The 19820-nt window shown below is 70.5% G+C and carries 20 protein-coding genes; 10 read left to right on the forward strand and 10 right to left on the reverse strand.

Annotated elements, in window-relative coordinates:
* Positions 1-4: 4 nt before the first annotated feature.
* Both Q8S40_RS08000 and Q8S40_RS08005 read left to right on the forward strand, forming a co-directional pair.
* Positions 5-1678 (forward strand): acyl-CoA dehydrogenase family protein, encoded by a 1674-nt coding sequence (locus tag Q8S40_RS08000; protein ID WP_305669961.1) that lies wholly within the window; start codon positions 5-7, stop codon positions 1676-1678.
* 63 nt (positions 1679-1741) lie between these two features.
* The gene (locus Q8S40_RS08005; protein WP_305669962.1) at positions 1742-1921 is read left to right on the forward strand and encodes a hypothetical protein; all 180 of its coding nucleotides are present in this window, start codon (positions 1742-1744) and stop codon (positions 1919-1921) included.
* A 6-nt stretch (positions 1922-1927) separates the two neighbouring features.
* On the opposite strand, the gene Q8S40_RS08010 is transcribed toward Q8S40_RS08005, so the two are convergent.
* Together Q8S40_RS08010 and Q8S40_RS08015 are read right to left on the reverse strand one after the other, a co-directional pair.
* Entirely contained in the window at positions 1928-2545 is a 618-nt protein-coding gene (locus tag Q8S40_RS08010) for a pyridoxamine 5'-phosphate oxidase family protein (RefSeq protein ID WP_305669963.1), read from the reverse strand.
* An 11-nt stretch (positions 2546-2556) separates the two neighbouring features.
* The gene (locus Q8S40_RS08015) at positions 2557-4185 is read right to left on the reverse strand and encodes a thiamine pyrophosphate-binding protein (protein WP_305669964.1); all 1629 of its coding nucleotides are present in this window, start codon (positions 4183-4185) and stop codon (positions 2557-2559) included.
* A gap of 109 nt (positions 4186-4294) precedes the next feature.
* On the opposite strand from Q8S40_RS08015, the gene Q8S40_RS08020 reads away from it, so the two are divergent.
* The 3 genes from Q8S40_RS08020 (at position 4295) to chrA (ending at position 7479) form a co-directional block, all read left to right on the forward strand.
* On the forward strand, positions 4295-5026 hold the full coding sequence (locus Q8S40_RS08020) for a sulfite exporter TauE/SafE family protein (RefSeq protein WP_304807767.1): 732 nt from the start codon (positions 4295-4297) through the stop codon (positions 5024-5026).
* A gap of 303 nt (positions 5027-5329) precedes the next feature.
* A complete protein-coding gene (locus Q8S40_RS08025; RefSeq protein ID WP_305669965.1) occupies positions 5330-6145 on the forward strand; it encodes a sulfurtransferase/chromate resistance protein in 816 nt (271 codons plus the stop codon).
* Positions 6145-7479 carry a chromate efflux transporter gene (gene chrA / locus Q8S40_RS08030; protein ID WP_305669966.1) on the forward strand — a complete coding sequence of 445 codons (1335 nt, stop codon included), beginning with the start codon at positions 6145-6147 and terminating at the stop codon, positions 7477-7479. Before Q8S40_RS08025 ends, chrA begins: the two co-directional genes overlap by 1 nt.
* On the opposite strand, the gene Q8S40_RS08035 is transcribed toward chrA, so the two are convergent.
* Positions 7436-8071, reverse strand: a complete 636-nt coding sequence (locus Q8S40_RS08035) for a histidine phosphatase family protein (protein WP_305669967.1) — start codon at positions 8069-8071, stop codon at positions 7436-7438. The two genes, chrA and Q8S40_RS08035, sit on opposite strands and share 44 nt — an antisense overlap.
* Positions 8071-9207 (reverse strand): galactose oxidase, encoded by a 1137-nt coding sequence (locus tag Q8S40_RS08040; RefSeq protein ID WP_305669968.1) that lies wholly within the window; start codon positions 9205-9207, stop codon positions 8071-8073. The genes Q8S40_RS08035 and Q8S40_RS08040 overlap by 1 nt, the downstream gene beginning before the upstream one ends.
* Before the next feature lie 131 nt (positions 9208-9338).
* Here Q8S40_RS08040 and Q8S40_RS08045 point away from each other — a divergent pair, with 131 nt between their 5' ends.
* Entirely contained in the window at positions 9339-9683 is a 345-nt protein-coding gene (locus Q8S40_RS08045) for a YMGG-like glycine zipper-containing protein (protein ID WP_304807745.1), read from the forward strand.
* Position 9684: 1 nt separating this feature from the next.
* On the opposite strand, the gene Q8S40_RS08050 is transcribed toward Q8S40_RS08045, so the two are convergent.
* The 4 genes from Q8S40_RS08050 to msrA all read right to left on the reverse strand — a co-directional run bounded on the left by Q8S40_RS08050 (position 9685) and on the right by msrA (position 12620).
* The gene (locus Q8S40_RS08050) at positions 9685-10455 is read right to left on the reverse strand and encodes a polysaccharide deacetylase family protein (protein WP_305669969.1); all 771 of its coding nucleotides are present in this window, start codon (positions 10453-10455) and stop codon (positions 9685-9687) included.
* Positions 10452-11555, reverse strand: a complete 1104-nt coding sequence (locus Q8S40_RS08055; protein ID WP_305669970.1) for a YncE family protein — start codon at positions 11553-11555, stop codon at positions 10452-10454. The genes Q8S40_RS08050 and Q8S40_RS08055 overlap by 4 nt, the downstream gene beginning before the upstream one ends.
* A gap of 83 nt (positions 11556-11638) precedes the next feature.
* A complete protein-coding gene (msrB, locus tag Q8S40_RS08060) occupies positions 11639-12064 on the reverse strand; it encodes a peptide-methionine (R)-S-oxide reductase MsrB (RefSeq protein WP_305669971.1) in 426 nt (141 codons plus the stop codon).
* Between the two features lie 10 nt (positions 12065-12074).
* Entirely contained in the window at positions 12075-12620 is a 546-nt protein-coding gene (gene msrA / locus Q8S40_RS08065; RefSeq protein ID WP_305669972.1) for a peptide-methionine (S)-S-oxide reductase MsrA, read from the reverse strand.
* Between the two features lie 93 nt (positions 12621-12713).
* Between msrA and Q8S40_RS08070 the strand changes: the two genes are divergently transcribed.
* The 4 genes from Q8S40_RS08070 (at position 12714) to Q8S40_RS08085 (ending at position 18297) form a co-directional block, all read left to right on the forward strand.
* On the forward strand, positions 12714-13757 hold the full coding sequence (locus tag Q8S40_RS08070) for a serine hydrolase (protein ID WP_305669973.1): 1044 nt from the start codon (positions 12714-12716) through the stop codon (positions 13755-13757).
* 377 nt (positions 13758-14134) lie between these two features.
* Positions 14135-15868: a calcium-binding protein gene (locus Q8S40_RS08075; RefSeq protein ID WP_305669974.1), complete on the forward strand. Its 1734-nt coding sequence runs from the start codon at positions 14135-14137 to the stop codon at positions 15866-15868.
* Between the two features lie 87 nt (positions 15869-15955).
* Positions 15956-16927, forward strand: coding sequence for a tripartite tricarboxylate transporter substrate binding protein (locus tag Q8S40_RS08080; RefSeq protein ID WP_305669975.1), 972 nt, complete (start codon positions 15956-15958; stop codon positions 16925-16927).
* A 293-nt stretch (positions 16928-17220) separates the two neighbouring features.
* On the forward strand, positions 17221-18297 hold the full coding sequence (locus Q8S40_RS08085; protein ID WP_304807758.1) for an asparaginase: 1077 nt from the start codon (positions 17221-17223) through the stop codon (positions 18295-18297).
* A 3-nt stretch (positions 18298-18300) separates the two neighbouring features.
* Here the strand turns inward: Q8S40_RS08085 and Q8S40_RS08090 are convergent, their stop codons facing one another.
* Together Q8S40_RS08090 and Q8S40_RS08095 are read right to left on the reverse strand one after the other, a co-directional pair.
* Positions 18301-18771, reverse strand: a complete 471-nt coding sequence (locus Q8S40_RS08090; protein WP_305669976.1) for a cupin domain-containing protein — start codon at positions 18769-18771, stop codon at positions 18301-18303.
* A 21-nt stretch (positions 18772-18792) separates the two neighbouring features.
* The coding region (locus Q8S40_RS08095; protein WP_305669977.1) for an ATP-binding cassette domain-containing protein at positions 18793-19820 on the reverse strand (1028 nt) is incomplete at its 5' end.

Below are 19820 nucleotides of genomic sequence, written 5' to 3' on the forward strand. Positions count from 1 at the left end.
ACGCATGGACCAGATCGTGGCCAATACCAGCACCACCCGCGACCTGTTCGCCCGCGCCTCCGCCGGGCTGGAAGCGGCGGAGCGGCTGCATGAGGTGACGCGCGCGGCGCTGGCCGCGCTGCTGGCGCCGCAGGGCAAGGTCAGCGGCGCCTTGCTCGAACGCCACCAGCTCGCCGGCCACGGCCTCGCCTGGCAGGCCACCTATGTCGCGGCGTTGCGGGAGACGCTGGCCTGGGCGCAGCGTCTGGACCGTGCGGGGCGATTCGGTGCGCTGGAACAGGCCATCCTGCATCTGGGCTTCGCCGAATACCTGGCGCAGCTTTCGGGTGGCATCCCGATGAGCCAGACGGAAATCATCCGCCCCGCCGATATGGGCGTGCCGGCGGAGGCGCTGGCGCGTTTCCAGGCGGAACCGGCGCTGGCCGCGCTGTCCGACCTCGCGCAACTGGATGCCGCGCGCCGCCTGCTGGCGAAATCCGCCACGGAAAATCTGCTCGGCGCCGATCACCTGGAAGACGAGATGCTGGAGGCGACGCAGGCCACCTTCCTGCGCTTCGCCGCCAATGAGATCGAGCCCTTCGCGCAGGACTGGCACCGCAATGACGAGCTGATCCCGATGCCCACGGTGCAGAAGCTGGCCGAGATGGGCGTCTTCGGCCTGACGGTCCCGGAGGAATTCGGCGGCCTCGGCCTCGGCAAGGTGGCGATGTGCCTGGTGTCGGAGGCGCTGTCGGGCGCCTATCTCGGCGTCGGCTCGCTCGGCACCCGCTCCGAGATCGCGGCCGAGTTGATCCGCCTGGCCGGCACGCCAGAGCAGCAGCAGAAATTCCTCGCCGGCATCGCCTCGGGCGAGATCCTGCCGACCGCGGTCTTCACCGAACCGGATACCGGCTCCGACCTCGGCAGCCTGAAGACCCGCGCGGTGCGGGACGGCGATGTGTTCAGGGTGTACGGCGCGAAGACCTGGATCACCCACGGCGCGCGTTCCGATTTGATGACGCTGCTGGTCCGCACCGACCCGGATGCGCCGGGCTACCAGGGCCTGTCCATGCTGCTGGCGGAGAAGCCGCGCGGTACGGAGGATAACCCCTTCCCCGCCCCCGGCATGGCGGGCACCGAGATTCCCGTGCTCGGCTATCGCGGCATGAAGGAATACGAGATCACCTTCGATGGCTTCGAGGTGCCGGTCGCCAACCTGCTCGGCGGCGTCGAGGGCCGCGGCTTCAAGCAGTTGATGGAGACCTTCGAAAGCGCCCGCATCCAGACCGCGGCGCGCGCGCTGGGCGTGGCGCGCAACGCCATCGAGCTGGCGGCGCATTACGCGGAGGGCCGCAACCAGTTCGGCAAGACCATCCAGCATTTCCCGCGCGTCTACGCCAAGCTGGCCTGGATGGTGACGGAGACGATGATGGCGCGCCAGCTCACCTATTTCTCCGCCCGCCAGAAGGATGCCGACCGGCGCTGCGACATCGAGGCCGGCATGGCCAAGCTGCTTGCCGCCCGCGTCGCCTGGTCCAACGCCGATTGCGCGCTGCAGATCCATGGCGGCAATGGCTATGCGGTGGAATACCCGGTGAGCCGCGTGCTGTGCGATGCGCGCATCCTCTCGATCTTCGAGGGTGCGGCGGAGATCCAGGCACAGGTGATCGTGCGCGGGATGCTCGGCCGGATCAACTGAGGGTATCGGAACCCTTCATCCCTCGGCGCGCTTTCAAGGCTCAGCCGAGGGGTACCGCACAGAATGCTACGATGGGTGGTCGGGATCGCCGTGCTTCTGGCGGCGCTGGGTTTCATGGCGCGCATGCTGCAACTCGGCGTGTCGCTGGCACTTCTGGGCGTCGCGCTGGTGGCGGGCGTCATCGGACTGGTGATGGCGCTGATCACCTGGATGCAGCGGCGCGACCCGCCGGATGCGCGGTAGCGCCCTTCAGTACAGACTGGTGGCAAGCCGCGCCGGGGCTTCGCGGTCATAGCTTTCCGCATCGAAGGCGCCGGCGGTAGCGGATTTCAGGAACTGGCCTGCCGTCGGCACGCCCGCCGGACGCGGCGTATCGCCCCACAAGGCGGACCGCAACAGGGCGCGGGCGCATTGGAAATACACCTCCCGCACCGCAATCCGCAGCACGGTCGCCGGCAGCTTGCCCTGTTCGGCCAGCCGAGCGCAGAGCGCCGGGTCGGTGGTGATGGTGGCGCGGCCGGCAACCCGCAGCGTCTCCCCCACGCCCGGAATCAGGAACAGCAGCGCCACCTGCGGATCGGCGATGATGTCGCGCAGCGCGTCGATGCGGTTGTTGCCGCGCCGGTCCGGCATGGCGATCTCGGTGCCGGACAGCACGCTGACGAAGCCCGGCGCATCGCCGCGCGGCGTGCCATGCACCGCGCCATCGGCGCCGCGGGTGGACAGGATGCAGAACGGGCTGGACCGGATGAAGTCGCGGCTCGGCGCATCCAGGTCGTGCCGCACCTTCTGCAAGGATGCCGGCACCGCCGCGCCATACAGTGCCTCCAGCGCTGCCAGATTATCCACCGCATGCGGATCCTGCATCACCCGTTCTCCTATCGGCGCAGCGTCGGCGCCGGCTGTGCGTCCAGCACCACATTGACCACGGCGGGCTTGCCGCTGGCAAAGGCGCGATCCAGCGCGGGGGCCAGGTCACGCGCCTGGTCCACGGTTTCGCCATGCCCGCCCAGCGCGGTCGCGATCAGGTCGTAGCGCGTGCCGGGGGCCAGGTCGCAGCCATGGGCGCGGTTCGCGCCGTAGTCACGCACCTGAATCTGATGCTCGGCATTCCAGCGGCTGTCATTTCCGACCACGGCGACGAAGGGCAGGCCGTGCCGTGCGGCGGTGTCCAGCTCCGCCATGTGGAAGCCGAAGCTGCCATCGCCCATCAAGGCCAGCGTCGGCTGCGGCTTCGCGGCGCGGGCGCCGATGGCGAAGGGAATACCGACACCGATGGCGCCTGCCACGCCATTCACCATGCGCGTGCCGGCGCGCACCAGCGACATGCCCCATTGGCCGATCTCGCCGCCATCGCAGACGAAGGTGGCGCCATGCGCGGCCACCGCCGCATTCACCGCATGGCCCAGCGTGGCGGAGCGGATCGGCCCTGCCGGCGCGCCGGCCAGCGCCGCCCATTCCGCCGGCCGCCAGGCCACCGCCTCCCGCACCCGATCCGCCCAGGCGGATTGCGCCGCCACCGGCCGCATCACGCTGGCCAGCGCGGCGACGCTGGCCGCCGCATCGGCCACCGCGGCGAAGACCAGCCGATCCTCCACCAGCCGCTGCGCGCGCGCCACCAGCGCGCCCTCAGGCTCCAGCACAATCCAGCTGCAGCCGGCGGCGGTGGCCGGGCTGCGGCCGAACTTCAGCGTGAAATCCATCGCCTTGCCGATCAGCACCACCAGATCAGCTTCCGCCAGCACCTCGGCGAAGGCGCCGAGCGTCGGGTCGGCCAGGCCACGGGCGGATTGCATCGGCACCACCGGCAGGCCGCTGGAGGCCTCCAGCGCCGCCATGGCGGCAAAGCCGGAGGGGGTGCACAGCGCCGGCGGGGCGATCAGCAGCGGCCGCGCCGCCGCCGCCACGGCCTGGGCAACCAGCAGCGCCGTCTCGGCCCCCAGCGGCATGGCGCTGCGGGCGAAGGCGCCATTCTCCGGCACCGGCGCATCCGCCACCTTCGCCTCCAGCACATCCGTCGGCAGGCTGAGATGCACCGGGCCCGGGCGGCCGCCGAGGGCGATGCCGAAGGCACGCGCCACATCCTCCGCCAGCCCCGCGGCAGTCTGCGCCGCCCAGGACGCCTTGCTGAGCGGCGCGGCGAGCGCCGCCTGCGGCAATTCCTGAAAGGCGCCATTGCCGAGATCGGCCAGCGGCGCGTGGCCGGACAGCAGCAGCACCGGCACCTCCCCCGCCAGGGCGGTGCACAGCGCGGCGGTGGCATTGGCGTGGCCCTGCCCGCCGGTGACGAGTGCCACACCCACCTGCCCGGTCAGCCGCGCATAGGCATCCGCCATATGCACCGCGGCGGCTTCGTGCCGGGTGTGCACCAGCTCGATCCCCGAGCCGACCAGCGCGTCGAACACCTCCATGATGTGGTTGCCGGACAGGGTGAAGATTCGCGTCACCCCGGCGGCCTTGAGGCCACTGACCAGGACATCCGCACCGCGCTGCGCCATCGTTTCCATGCTCCCGTATTGCCGGCGAAGGGACCATGCGCGGCGGGTCCGCACAAGGCGGGGGCTGGCGCTTCGGTCTTCGATGCGGTTGTTTCGGGTAGCGAAGCCCGGAGCCGTGATGCCCTTCGAATACCTGATCCTGATCGGCGGCTGCTTCGTCGCGGCCTTCGCCTCCGGCATGGCGGGCTTCGCCTTCAACCTGGTGGCTGCCGGCATCCTGCTGCACTGGCTGCCGCCGCAGCAGGCGGCGCCGGTGATGGTGATGGGGTCGCTGCTGGTTCAGCTCGGCACGCTGGGGGCGATCTGGCCGGCGGTGCGCTGGCAGGTGCTGCGGCCCTACATCATCGGCGGGCTGCTGGGCACGCCGATCGGGGTGCTGGTGCTGGCGCGGGTCGATCCCGGCGCGATCACCGGGGGAATCGGCCTGCTGCTGGTGGCCTATTCGGCCTGGGCGCTGGTCGGCATCGCCCGCGGGCGCGCGGCGGGTGCGCTGCAGGCGGGGCCGCCGGCGGATGCCGGAGTGGGGTTTGCCAGCGGGATCCTGGGCGGCATCGGCGGCTTCTCGGGCGCCTTGCCGGCGATGTGGGGGGATCTGAAGGGGCTGCGGAAGGATGAGGCGCGGGCCATCTTCCAGCCCTTCATCGTGGTGATGCAGGCGGCCGCCGCCATCGGGCTGCTGGCCGGGGGCTTCTTCGGGCGGGAAAGTGCCCGCATGCTGCTGGTGGCGCTGCCGGCCCTGGTGCTGGGTGCCTGGCTTGGCGTGCTTGCCTACAGGCGGATTCCCGCGCAGGGCTTCCGGCTGGTGCTGCTGGGGCTGCTGCTGGTTTCCGGCCTGTCGCTGATGGTGTGAAGGGATGCGCCGGGACATGAAGCTGATCATCATGCTTTTCCTCCTGGCCACCTGGCCGGCCGTGGCGCAGCCCGTTGAACCACCACCGCAGGAGGATTGCGGCTGCGGTGTGCCGGGTTCGCCACGCGGCCCGCGTTGAGCCGGCGCAGGCCGCACCGGTTGACCGCGACAACGGATCGATCCTAGTTTTTGGCCGGGGCCACCGCGATCGCCCCATCAGTCACATGCCCGGTCACCATTTGATGCCCGGCCAGGCGTGTGCCCAAGCATCGCGTCCAACCACCCGTCAGGGAATGGACGCCCATGCCTGAACTGCCCACCATCACACCCCATGATCTCGTCCGCAGGATCGGCTTGCCCGATGCACCGCTGCTGATCGATGTGCGACTGGCGGAGGATGCCGCCGCCGATCCGCGCAGCCTGCCCGCGGCACAGCGCCGGGACCATCGCAAGATCACCGCCTGGGCGCCGGCACAGCGCGGCCGGCAAGTGGTCGTCATCTGCCAGCGCGGGCTGAAGCTCTCGGAAGGGGCAGCCGCCTGGCTTCGGCACGAAGGTGCAGAGGCCAAGGTTCTGCAGGGCGGCTTCAACGCGTGGCGGGCCGCCGGGCTGCCACTGTTCCGGGATGCGCCCCTGCCGCCCCGCGATGCGGTGGGCCGCACATTATGGGTCACCCGGGCACGGCCGAAAGTGGACCGCATCGCCTGCCCCTGGCTGATCCGGCGCTTCATCGACCGCGATGCGGTGTTCCTGTTCGTCGCTGCCTCGGAGGTCGCCGCCGTGACCACGCATTACGGCGCGACGCCCTTCGACATCGATGGCGTGTTCTGGAGCCATCGCGGTGACACCTGCACCTTCGATACGCTGCTGGCCGAATTCGGCCTGACGAGTCCAGCCCTGCAACGTCTTGCGCTGCTGGTGCGCGGCGCTGATACGGCACGGCCCGACCTGGCACCGGAGGCGGCCGGGCTGCTGGCCGCCTCGCTCGGCCTGTCGCGCCTGCATGGCGATGACCTCGCGCAGTTCGACGCGGGATTGTCGCTTTATGACGCCTTCTACTTGTGGTGCCGGGATGCCACAGGGGAAACTCACGACTGGCCGACCCAGGGAGTCGCCTGATGGACACCCCGCAGAGCGCGGATTTTCCCACCCTCCGGGTGGCCATGCGAACCTGGCTGCGGATCGGCCTGCTGTCCTTCGGCGGACCCGCCGCGCAGATCGCGCTGATGCACCGGGAGGTGGTCGAGCAGAACCGCTGGATCTCCGATGCGCGATTCCTGCACGCGCTGAATTTCTGCATGCTGCTGCCGGGGCCGGAGGCGCAGCAGCTTGCCACCTATCTCGGCTGGCTGATGCATGGCGTGCGCGGCGGGATCATCGCCGGGCTGCTGTTCATCCTGCCCGGTGCCGCGGTGATGCTGGCGCTGTCGGTGCTGTATGTGACGCTCGGCACGGTGCCGCTGGTGGCGGCGCTGTTCTTCGGCCTGAAATGCGCCGTGCTGGTGGTGGTGGTGGAAGCACTGCTGCGCCTGGCGCGGCGCGCGCTGAAGGGCCGCCTGCCCTGGGCGCTGGCGGTGGCGGCCTTCATCGCGCTGTTCGCGCTGAACCTGCCCTTCCCGGTCGTGGTGCTGACGGCGATGGCGATCGGCTACGCCCTGCCGCAGGCCTTCGGGGGCGGCGGCGGCCATGGCGATGCGCGGGATGGCCCACCGGCCCTGCTCGATGCGATGATCCTGCAGGACCCGCAACGCATCCCCCGCATGGCCCGCCGGGCGCGCACCGCCGGGCTGGTGGCGCTGGCGCTGTGGGTCTGGCCGGTGGCGATGCTGATGGGAAGCCCGCCCTGGGGCGACATCGCCTGGTTCTTCTCCAAGATGGCGGTGGTGACCTTCGGCGGCGCCTATGCCGTGCTGGCCTATGTGGCGCAGGAGGCGGTGGAGGGCTACGGCTGGCTGACCGCCACCGACATGCTGGCAGGCCTCGGCCTGGCGGAGAGCACGCCCGGCCCGCTGATCCTGGTATTGCAATTCGTCGGCTTCCTGGCCGGCGTCTCGGCGAATGGGTTGTGGAGCGGGGTGCTGGCCTCGCTGCTGGTGCTCTGGGTCACCTTCGCGCCCTGCTTCGCCTGGATCTTCCTCGGCGCCCCCTTCGTGGAGCGGCTGCATGCCGAGCCCCGGCTGAAGGCGGCGCTGGCGGGGGTGACGGCGGCGGTGGTCGGCGTGATCGCCAGCCTGGCGCTGTGGTTCGCGCTGCGCGTGATCTTCGCGCGGGTCGAGACCACCGCCTTCGGGCCGCTGCGGCTGGACCTGCCGGATCTCGCCAGCCTGCAGCTGGATGCGCTGGCGCTGAGCCTGCTGGCCGCGCTGTGCCTGTTCGGCCTGAAGCTCGGCCTGCTGCGGACGCTCGGCATCACCGCGGCGGCGGGGTTCCTGATGCGGGCGGTGCTGGGCTGAGCGCCTCGCCCAGCGTCTCCGCCGCCAGCACACCGAGCAGCCGGCCGCCCGGGGCGAATATCGCCAGCGCGCCCTCCGGGTATTCCGCCTGGCTCAGGCCGCGCCCCAGCACCATGCCCAGCGGCACGATGTGCCCGACCAGCACATCCACCGCATCCGGCGCGGAAGGCTGGCGGATGCGCTCGCGCAGCCAGGCGATGTTGGCCGCGAGCAGCGCCATGTCATGCGTGTAGTCATCCGCCGTCAGCCGCGGCTCCACCGCCGCGCGCGCCCCGAAAGCCAGCTCCGCCGTGTCCAGCGCGCGGAACACAGGGCTGGTCAGCACCTGGCCGAGCGGCAGCTGGGCGAAGGCGCGGCCGAGCGCGCGTGACTGCGCCCGCCCCGATTCGGACAGGTTGCGTTGCCCGGCGCGGTCCGCGAGGTCGCCGCGGTCCACCTGGCTGCGATCGGTGATCGCATGGCGCAATACCACCACCACGCCACCCCGGCGCAGCGCGGCGATCAGAGCCGCCGCAGCCTCGCCGCGCACGGTCGCCGCCTCCGCCCGCCCCGCGAGCAGGGCCGGCAGGGCCAGAAGCCAGCGGCGCCGCATCAGCCGAGCGTGAACGCCTCGTGCACCGCGGTCTTGATACTGCCGCCCACCACCGGGCCGCCGCCGGCCACATAGATGAAGTCGCCGATGGTCACCGCGCCCATGCCGTGGCGGGGCGTCGGCATCGGGGCGTGGTGCTGCCAGGTATCGGTGGCCGGGTCGTAGCTTTCCACCTGGCCATGCACATGGCCGGTCAGCGTGCGGTTCTCGAACCAGCCGGATTCACCCCCCATGGCGAAGAAGCGGCCCCGGTACAGCACCAGCCCATGGCCGGAACGCGGCGTTGGCAGCGGCGCGCGTTCCACCCAGGTGTCGCGGTCCGGCAGGTACACATGATGCAGGCCGGTATTGTATTCGAAGGTGTTGAAGCGGCCGCCGATGATGTGGATGGCGCCATCATGCACCACCACCCCGGCATGGTCCCGCGCGCCGGGCAGCGCCTTGCGCATGTCCCATTTGTCGGTCTGCGGGTCGTACACCTCATGCCAGCCGACCGAGGCGCGTTCCCGCTCCGGCTCCGAGGCACCGCCGATATGGTGGATCTTGCCGTCGATCACCGCCAGCGCGCCGGCACCGCGTGGGCGCGGCATGGGTGCCAGCGTGTCCCAGCGATCGGCCGCCACGTCATAGGCGAAGGCCAGCGTATCCGCGCCGCGATTCTGGTTGCTGAAGCCGCCAAAGGCATAGACCCGGCCGGCATGCGCCACCACGCCCACATGGTTGGCGCCACGCGGCAGGCGGGCAGCCTCGCGCCAGCTATCGGCGGCGGGGTCATAGATGTGGTGCCAGGTGTTGTTCACCTGCTGCTCGGCATAGCCGCCGACGACATGCAGCTTGCCATCCCATTCGGCGGCCCAGGCCATTTCCGTGCGCGGCAGCGGCAGCGGCGCGCGGTTGACCCATCGGCCGGGCGTGCCGGCCGGGGCGGGGCTGTCCACGAAGCGCTGCGCGTATTGCGCTGGCGTCAGCACCACCGGCCCCTGCCCCCGCAGCGGCGCCATCCGGTCCGAGGGGATCGGCAGACCGTGATGCGGCACCGCCTGCTGCGCGCCCGCCACCTTGGCCCCGCCCAGCAATGCCATGGCACCGCCCAGCACCATCCGCCTGTCCATCACCTGGCCTCCCGCCGCGTTCATGCCATCAATATGTTCTACATGGCCGGATAGCTTCAATACCCGGTGCCGTGACCGATCCCGACGAACCGACGCAACGTGATGGCGTTGTGACCATGATGGTGCGCTACCGCCGGACGAACAGGAGATTGCCCATGATGACCGCCCGCCTCGCCCTGCTGGCCGCACCGCTGGTGTTGCTGGCCGCATGTTCCGACCCGAATGACCGCAACCAGCGGGCCCTGGCAGGCGGCGCATTGGGCGCGGGTGCCGGCGCGCTGATCGGATCGGTCACCGGCAGCGCCGGGCGCGGCGCCTTGATCGGTGGTGCACTCGGCGCCGTGGGTGGCGCGCTGACCCCGGCACCAGAGCCGGATCGCATCCCGCGCGACCCCTATGTGGCGCAGCAGACGGACCCGCGTTACGGCGGCTGGTACGACCAGTATGGCAATTGGCACCAGGGCGCCCCGCCCGCCGGCTACCGCCCGAATTATCGCTGAGTCAGGCGACGCCCTGCGGCGGCAGGGCTTCGAAGCACAGGCCGCGGGACAGCAGGCCTGTGACCAGCGCCTCCATGATGCCGGCGAAAGGCTCACGCCGGCTGCGCACGCCCCAATGCATCACCAGCACCTCCCCCGGCCCGATATTGGCCAGGTTGCGGCGCAGCAGGGCGGCGTTGGGGTGGGCGCCGCTGTCCAGTTCATCACCGAGGAAGCCGTTGCGGGTCCAACCCTGGTGGCGCAGCCCGCAGCCGGCGGCCAGCGCCACCGCGTTGCGGGTGACGATGCCGCCCGGCGCCCGCCACAGCGGCAGCACCCGCGCTTCCGGCGCGAAACGGCGCAGCGCCGCGATCGGCCGATCCAGTTCGGCGCACATCGCGGTCTGGTCCAGCACCTCCTGCCCCTGGCCCCGCCGGGACCGGAAGGTGGTGCGCCCCGGGCCCGGATCGCCGGTAAAATACCAGTGCCGCCAGGTGTGGCTGGCGAAGCTGTGGCCCTCCGCCACGCGGGCGCGCCAGAACGGCGCCCAGGACTCGGAGAGGGAGGTGTCGCCGCGGAAGGTCGGCTCATCCGCGATGAACAGCGTGGCGGTCACGGCGTGGCGGCGCAGGATGGCGGCGATCGCCTCCGCCTCCCGGCTCCAGCCCGTGTCGATGGTCAGGTAGACCGGGCCGCGGCAGCCGCGCGGCGCCACCTGCGCCAGGGCCGGCGCGGCCAGGGTCGCCAGACCCTTTGCAACCAGCGCGCCGCCGAGCAGGAGCCGCCGCCTCATGGTGCGCGCCGCAGAGAGGCCGGCAGCACCGGTGGCGCCACCGGGATGCTGCCGGGCACCAGGCCAGGCGGCGGCGGCGGAACCGCGGCAGGGCGCCCCGGCATCGGCGCCACCAGCGGGCGGGTGCCGGAGGTGGCGCCGGGCATCGCCAGCGCGAAATCAGCCCCGTGGCCGAGCGCCTTGTAGAAGATGCCGTGCGGGGAGCGGCCGACCCGCGCCGTCTCCCACCGATCCGCAACCGGGTCGAGGATGGCGATGCGCCCGGACCAGCGCAGCGTCATCCAGACGCGGCCCTGCGTATCGAAGGTCAGGCAATCGGGACCGCCCGGAATCGCCCACCAGCGCCGCACCGCCAATGTGTCCGGGTCGATCTCCGCGATGCGGCTATCCACCCGGCTGGTGGCGAACAGCGCGCGGCCATCCGGCGCCGGGTAGATGGTGTGGGCGCCGCGGCCAAGGGTGAAGGCGGGCACCACCGCCTGGCTCGCGGGGTCCAGCGCCACGAAATGGGTGCTGCCCATGATGCCGATCAGCAACTGGCCACGGTGCCAGATGATGCCTGCCGGCTCCGGCCCGACGGCCACGATCCAGGATTGCGCCATCCGCTCCAGGTCGAAGGCCGCCACCTTCCCGTCGCCCTGGATGGTCACGTAGACCATGCGGCTGTCCGGGCTGAACGCGATATGGCTTGGCTTGTCGCCGGGTCGAAAGCGGTGGACCAGCTCCAGCGTCCGCGCATCCAGCACATCAACCTGGCCGCGGCGCAGGCTGGCGATTACCAGGAAGCGGCCATCCGGGCTGAATTCCAGGTGGTAGGGGTTGGAGATCGGCGCCCGGCGCAGCACCGCCCCGGTTGCGGGGTCGAGGAAGAACACCTCATTGCCGCCGGAATCCGCCACCAGCAACTGTGAGCCATCCGGCGTCACCACCAGGTGGTGCGGCTCCCGCAGCACGGGGATGCGGTTGCGTTCCGTCCGCGTCGCGGCGTCGAGCACCGAGATGCTGGCCTCGCCGGAATTGAGCACATAGACGAGGTCCGCCCGCGCGCCACCGGCCGGCAGGGTCAGCGCGAAAAGCAGGACAAGGCGGCGCCAGGACAAGGGGCAGGTTCCGGAGAGCGGGATGAGGGGCAAAATCCGCCCCGCCCCGCCGCTTGTCCAGCGGCGGGGCGTGGTAGACTCGCTTATTCCGCCGGCTGGAACACCATGGCCACACCATTCATGCAGTAGCGTTCCCCGGTTGGCGCCGGACCGTCCGGGAAGACATGCCCGAGATGGCCGCCGCAGCGGGCGCAATGCACCTCCGTCCGCGTCATGAAGAAGCTGCGGTCGGTGGTGGTGGCGATGCCGCCGGGCAGCGGCTTGAAGAAGCTCGGCCAGCCGGTGCCGCTTTCGAATTTCGTTGCATTGTCGAACAGCTCATGCCCGCAGCCGGCGCAGGCGAAGGTGCCGGGGCGCTTTTCCGTCAGCAGCTTGCTGGTGCCGGGGCGTTCGGTGCCGTGCTGGCGCAACACCTTGAAGGCCTCGGGCGGGAGTTCGGTGCGCCATTCGGCCTCCGATTTCTCCACCGCGAAGGTCTCGGCGGGCTTGGCCTTGCTGAACAGGCTCATGTGGATCTCCTCAGGCGGCAGCGGATTTCAGGCGGTCGGCGAAGCTTTTGCGGAACTTGGCGACCTTGGGGGCGACCACCACGCGGCAATAGCCGGACCAGGGGTTGCGGGCGAAGTAGTCCTGGTGCTCGGCCTCGCCGGGCCAATAATCGCCAGCCGGCTCCAGCTCCGTCACCAGGGGCGCGCCCCAGATGCGGGAAGCCTCGATCTCCGCCATCACCGCCTGCGCCACCTTCTGTTGCTCGGGCGAATGGTACTGGATGATGCTGCGGTATTGCGGGCCGACGTCGTTGCCCTGACGGTCCTTGGTGGTCGGGTCGTGCAGGGTGAAGAACATCCGCAGCAGATCTGCATAGGACAGGGTTGCGGGATCGAATTCCACGCGCACCACCTCGGCATGGCCGGTCTGCTTGCCGCAGACCTGCTCATAGGTCGGGTTCGGCAGGTGGCCGCCGGCATAGCCGCTCTCGACGCGGGTCACGCCCTGCACATGGCGCAGCGCGCCCTCGATGCACCAGAAGCAGCCGCCGCCCAATGTCGCGGTTTCGGTGGTCATGGGGTCTCTCCTCATCTGCCGAAGTATATGGGCGCGATGGCGCGCGGGTGCAGGGGGTTCCGCTGGCGGCGCGGCTTCGGCACCTTGCGCGGCATGACCCAATCCGACCCGCGCCTCACCGAGGCCACCGCCTTCGCCGCCGCCCAGGAATCCCCCTTTCCCCGCGACCTGCTGGCGCATCTGGAAAGCGGCCATTTCGAGCCGCCACCCTACAACACCGTGCTCGGCCCGGTCTTCCCGCGCGGCGCGCCGAACGGGCTGGTGCAACAGCGCGGCCAGCGCCTGGCCTCCTGGGGCGATACGCGCCAGGCCGACATGACCTTCAGCGCCGCCAAATCCTACCTGTCACTGCTGGCCGGCATCGCCCAGGCCGATGGGCTGCTGCCCGACATCGATGAGCCGGTGCGCGCCCGGGTGCAGGATGGCGGTTTCGATTCGGCACAGAACGCGCCGATCACCTGGCGGCATCTGCTGACCAACACCAGCGAATGGGAAGGTGAGCTGTTCGGCAAATCCGACCGCATCGATCGCGGCCGCGAACTGGCGCGCGAAGGCGCCGCGCAGAAGCGCATGGACCGCCCCTTGCAGCCCGCCGGCACCCACTGGGAATACAACGACGTCCGCGTGAACCGCCTGTCGCTATGCCTGCTGCACCTGTTCCGCCGCCCGCTGCCGGAGGTCTTCGCCGAGCGCATCCTGGACCCGATCGGTGGCAGCCGGGACTGGACCTGGCATGGCTACGACAATGCCTGGGTCGAGATCGCCGGCCAGCGCCTGCAATCCGTGCCCGGTGGCACGCATTGGGGCGCCGGCATGCGCATCCATGCCGAGGACCAGGCGCGTATCGGCCAGCTCGTGCTGCAGAAGGGCGCTTGGGACGGGAAGCAGGTGGTGCCGGAGGCCTGGATCGCACAGTCCCTGGCGCCCTGCCCGCTCAACCCCGCCTATGGCTTCCTGTGGTGGCTGAACGGCGCCGGCCGCTGGCCGGAGGCACCGCGCGATTCGGTCTTCGCCATGGGCGCTGGCGGCAACGTCACCTGGATCTGGCCGCAGGGCGAGGTGGTGGCCGTGCTGCGCTGGGTGCATCCGGATGCGGTCGGGCCGTTCTGCGCGAAGGTGGCGGCAGCGCTGGGCTGACAGCAGCGGTCAGGGGCGCGGCTGCGGGCGCGCCCCACTTCACGAAATCGTTGCCTTATTTCAATCCTGCCGAAAAATACTTCCCCTCCGATGCGATTAGTTTGGCTTTTCTGCATCGATTAAGATATTTACTTCTCTAAGCACTGGCTGACGCTCCGCATAGGGCGCCCCTCCGGTCCATGCCCCGTCCTCGGGGCGACTGGTTTCCCAACACCTCGCATTCCCAGTCCGATCCACGCGACCGAATCCGTCGCCGGGTTCCGCATGGCCTTCCGGCCCTGCGGGTTCCGGCCGCGCGGCAACGGCGCCTCTTGCCCGCAACGGCAAGCCTCCGGACGAAGTTCGCGCGACATGCCCACGGCAAGAGAGACAAGAACATGGCGACGATTTTCGTGAACCTGGGCAATACCAGCAACACCATCACCTTTGGCGATGACGACCACATCGTAACCGGCGAGAACGGCGACAACACGCTGACCTTCGGCGGCGGCCGCGATTCCCTGACGCTGGGCAACGGCAACAACACCCTGACCCTGGCCGGCGGCGATGACCGCATCTCGGCCGGCGGCGGCAACAACACCATCACCGTCTCCGGCCTCAGCGCCAGCCGCATCGCGCTGAAGGACGGCAACAATACGGTCACCGTCGCCGATGGCCCGACGATCATCAATGCCGGCAACGGCATGAACACCCTGACCGCCGGCGACGGCATCAACCGCATCGTCGCCGGCGATGGCGTGAACGCCATCACCAGCGGCGACGGCAACAGCCGCATCCTGGTCGGCAATGGCGATGGCAACACCATCACGGTCGGCACCGGCGCCAACCGCATCGTGCTCGGCGAGGGCACGGCCAATACGCTGAGCGCGGGTGGCGGCGGCAACATCGTCGCGGTCTCCGCCGAGGCGCTCGGCACGGATTCGATCCGCGGCGGGCTGGAGACCGGCAATGGCAGCGGCAACACCATCAATGTCGGCACGGCGGGCGTTGTCGGCATCACCGGCGTCAGCGGCTTCGATTTCTTCCGCCTGGCGCAGGACGGGCCGAACAGCATGACGGTGACCAACGCCAATTTCGCCCGCCTGCCCGGCGGCGAGATCACCGTCTTCGGCGGCGCCATGGGCAATACGGTGGATGCATCCTCGCTCTCGGCAGCCAATGGCGTGCTGCTGCGCGGCGGGACGGGGCTCGATGTATTCCTTGGTGGCGCCGGCGTGGACACGCTGAGCTACGCCGGCAGCAATGCCGCTGTCTCGATCAACCTCGCCACGCAGCTCGCCTCCGGCGGCCATGCGGCCGGTGACCTGTTCAGCGGCTTCGAGAATGTGCAGGGCAGCGCCCATGCGGATCGCCTGGTCGGCGACGCGCAGGCGAACCTGCTCGAAGGCGGCGGCGGCAACGACCTGATCGTCGGCGGCGCCGGCAACGATACCCTGCTGGGCGGTGCCGGCGACGACACGCTGAATGGCGGCACCGGCGCGGACCGGATGGAAGGCGGCACCGGCAATGACCGCTACGTGGTCGATCATGTCGGCGATCTGGTCATCGAGTTGGCCGGTGGCGGCACCGATCTCGTGATGTCCAGCATCAGCTACACACTCGGCGCCCATGTGGAGAACCTGAACCTGCTGGGCACCGCGATCACGGGCATCGGCAATGAGCTGGCCAACCGGATCATGGGCCAGGACTCCGACAACCAGCTTTCCGGCGGTGGCGGCGACGACATCCTGCTGGGCGGCGGGGGTGACGACACGCTGGATGGCGGCACCGGCATGGACCGGCTGACCGGCGGCACGGGGGCCGATTCCTTCGCCTTCACCACGGCGCTTGGCGCGGGCAACGTGGACATCGTCACGGACTACACCGTGGGTGAGGACCGCATCCTGCTCGACAGCTTCATCTTCGGCTCGCTGGCCGCCGGTGCGCTGGGCGCGGACGCCTTCTTCCTCGGCGCCACGGCCAATGATGCCGACCACCGCATCCTGTATGACGCGGCAACCGGAATCCTGGCCTTCGATGCCGATGGCAGCGGTGCGGGCGATGCCATCGCCTTCGCCGTGTTGTCGGCTGGCCTCGCGATGACGGCGGCGGAGTTCGTCGTGATCGCCTGAAGCTCACGCCAGGGTGGCCCTCCCCCTGGCGTCCCACCTCCGGTCCCGTCATCCTGGCAACAGAAGAACGAACCGGAGGATCCTGCCATGCAACGCCGCCACCTTCTGGCAGCCCTCGCCGCGCCCGCCCTGGTCCCGGGCCTGGCGCGCGCGCAGGCCGCCTGGCCCAGCCGGGCCATCACCCTCGTCGTGCCCTGGGCGCCGGGTGGTTCGAATGACGTGGTGGCGCGGCTGGTCGCACCGATCCTCACGGAACAGCTGGGCCAGTCCGTGGTGGTGGAAAACCGCGCGGGCGGTGGTGGCTCCATCGGCATGGGCCAGGTGGTCCGCGCGCGGCCGGATGGTTATTCGCTGCTCGTCTCCTCCGCCTCCAACCATGTCTTCCATTCCCTGGTCTCGCCCGAGCTCGGCTATGATGTGCGGGAGGTGCTGACCGGCATCGCCATGATGGTGGATGTGCCGAATGTGCTGGCGGTGAACCCGGCGCTCGGTGTTTCCACCGTGCAGGAACTGCTGGTGAAGATCCGCGCGGAGCGTGGTGGCCTGGCCTTCGGCTCCTCCGGCACCGCCTCCTCGAACCATCTGGCCGGGGAGCTGTTCCGCATGCTGACGGGCACCGAGCTGGTGCATGTGCCCTATCGCGGCGGCGGGCCGGTGGTGACGGACCTGATGTCCGGCACCATCCCGATGGCCTTCATGAACCTGCCGACGGTGGTGGGCCCGGCGCAATCCGGGCGGGTGAAGATCATCGGCGTCGGCACCGCCGAACGCGTGCGCATCCGCCCCGACCTGCCGACCATCGCCGAGCAGGGCGTGCCCGGCTATGCGGTACGCAGCTGGACCGGCCTGTTCGCCCCGCGCGGGACGCCGGATGCCGTGGTCGCGCGACTGGCGGAGGAGATGCGCAAGGCGCTCGACTCCGAGCAGGTGAAGTCCCGCCTGACCGCCCTGGCGAGCGAGCCGATCTGGATGAACCCGGCCGAGACCGATGCCTTCGTGCGCGCCGAGTTCGAGCGCTGGGGCCCGGTGGTGCGCGCCGCCAACATCACCACCGGCTGATCGGCCGGAAGCGGCCTCGCGTTTCGCTGGCTGGCGCCGACCGGGCATGGACAACTCATCCGCCCCGCCAGCCGCGCCGCGGCCTTCCCCGCCCGCCGCACCGCGGCCTTCCTGGCCAATCCGCGGCTGCCGATGAAGCCGCTGTCAGGCATCGGCAAGGTCATGTGACGTGGCGGCAGGCCACGCCGCCATCGCCGCGGTTTATGGCCGCAACGGCCATGGCTGAGCGCAGTACTGCTTGCGCACAAGCCATTTCACCCCCAGAAAGCAGGAAGGGTCGAGGAGGAAAACACATGACGGACGGCACCGATTTCGTCGAGCTCGCGCGTATCTGGCGTGGCCCGCTGGTGGAGAGCGTTCACCGCGGCACCGTGGTGGTGGCGAATTTCGAAGGCCGTCTGGTGGGGAGCTGGGGCGATGCGGGTCTGATGACCTTCCCCCGCTCCTCGCTCAAGCCGTTCCAGGCGATGGCGCTGGTCGAATCCGGCGCGGCGGATGCCTTTGGCCTGAGCGACGAACACATCGCCATGGCCTGCGCCTCGCATGACGCGCAGCCCTTCCAGACCGGCCTGGTCGGCGACTGGCTCGGCCGGCTCGGCCTGACGGAAGATGCGCTGGTCTGCGGCCCGGCCCTGCCGCGGCGGGAGGCGGATCAGGCGACCGCCTTTGCCGAGGGCGGCGCGCGCCGCATCTACCACAATTGCTCCGGCAAGCATTGCGGCTTCCTGACCGTGGCCAAGCACCTCGGCGCCGGCCTCGACTACGGTAATGCGGCGCATCCGGCGCAGAAGCTGTATCTCGATATCCTGTCCGACTACATGGGCCGCGACGCCGCCGCGCTGCCCACCGGCCGCGATGGCTGCGGCCTGCCGGCGCTGGCCATGCCGATGCGGAGCCTGGCGACGGCGGCGGCCCGCCTCGGCCTCGGCTATTCCGGCAATGCGACGCGGCGGGCGGCGGCGAAGCGTGTGCTCGGCGCCATGGCGGCCTTCCCCGACCACATCTCGGGCCTCGACAGCGCAACATCCCGCATCGTGCGGGCAACCGGCGGGCGCGTGGTGGTGAAGGGCGGCGCGGAGGGCTTCGTGCTCGCCATCGTGCCGGAACGCGGCCTGGGCATCTGCATCAAGATCGCCGATGGAAGCTCCCGCGCCAAATACGGCGTGCTGGCCCGGCTGCTCGGCCATTTCGACGTGCTGCCCACGGCGGAGGCCGAGGCGTTGATCGAGCAGGTCTGCGACCCGATCACCGACAGCACCGGCGCCCTGGTCGGCGGCACCGAGATCGTCTTCGAGAAGCCGGTTCCGACCACCGAGACCAAGGCGACGCTCGGCTTCTGGCTGGGCGGCGTGAAGGAAGCGTTCTTCTGAGCCTCAGAAGGGCGTGCCGTCCTTCCGCGTGAAGCGACGCACGCCATCCGCGCCGGGGGCGATGTGCATGTCGATGTCGGGGTAGGTCACCACCTCCCCCGTCATCCGGCTGCCGACCACCAGCAGCAGCACGTCGCGGTCGCCACGGTTGATCAGGCAGTGGCCGTCGCCGTGGCCGGCAGGGAAGCCGACGCACTGGCCGGGGCGCAGCAGCTGTTCCCCGGCATCGGTCTGCAGCACCGGCTCGCCTTCCAGCACATAGACGAACTCATCCTCCTTCAGATGCCAGTGGCGCTGGGAGGATTGGCCGCCGGGCGCGATGCGCGTCAGGTTCACACCGAACTGCGTCAGCCCCGCGGCATCGCCCAGCCTGCGATTCCAGCGCAGCCTTGCCGCCGCGGCATAGGGTTCGGGATAGGTGGTGGCGTTGCTTTCGGGCAGGTCCAGCGGGTCGAAGGGCTTGGCTGCGGGCATCGGCGCCTCCTTGGTTCGAAGCTACCCCATCGCCGGCATGGCGCGTCCCGCGGCAAGCCGCAGGATGCGGGTCGGCCGTTCCACGCCGACCAGCCGGTGGACGATCAAGATCACGCTGCGCCCGGCCGTCGCCTCGCCCAGCGTTTCCAGGAAGGCGCGCTCCGTATCCGGGTCCAGCCCGGCCGCGGGCTCGTCCAGGATCAGCACCGGCGCCTCGGACAGCAGCGCGCGCGCCAGCACCAGCCGCCGCGCCTGGCCGCCGGAGAAGCGCGCGCCGGCCTCGCCGCAGCGGGTGGTCAGGCCCTCCGGCAGGCTGCGGACCAGCTCGCCAATGCCGGCGCGGTCCAGCGCCTGCCATAGCGCGACCTCCTCCGCCTCCGGCCGGCCGATGCGGAGATTGGCCTCGATGCTGTCATCGAACAGCCGCGCATCCTGGGTCAGGCAGGCGATGCGCGACCGCACCACATCCGCCGGCAGGGTGGCGATATCGACGCCGCCCAGCGTGATGCTGCCCGATTGCGGCGCCGCCAGCTTCAACAGCAGGGACGTCAGCGTCGATTTGCCGATGCCGGAGGGGCCGAGCAGCGCGATGCGCGCACCCTCCGGCACGTCCAGATCCAGCCCGTCGAACACCGCCGCGCGGTCCGGCGCCCAACCGAAATGCAGGTCGCGGATGCGGATGGCGTGGCCCTTCGGCGTGGCTGCGGGCGCGCCTGGTTCAGCGACGGGTGGCGCCTGGTCGGCGGCCTCGAACAGGCGGCGGGCGCTGGCCCCGGCGGCGGCGAGCGCGGCGCCGGCGCGCGGCATCAGCCCCAGCGCCTCCCCGGCCGCGATCGCCAGGAACAGGCCGAGCACGGCGGCCGCCACCCCGGCCTGCCCCATCGCCAGCCCGTAGCCGAGCGCGCCGAGCAAAGCCGCCTGGGTCAGCAGCGCCCCGGCCGCACCGCCCCAGGCGCCACGCCGCGCCAAGGCGCGCTGCGCGGCGGCCAAATGCGCGCCTTCGGCCGCGACGCGCGCCGCGGCGCGGGGTTCGGCGCCGGCGGCCAGCG

Origin of the sequence: Falsiroseomonas sp. (assembly GCF_030695085.1) — a bacterium.
GTDB lineage: Bacteria > Pseudomonadota > Alphaproteobacteria > Acetobacterales > Acetobacteraceae > Falsiroseomonas.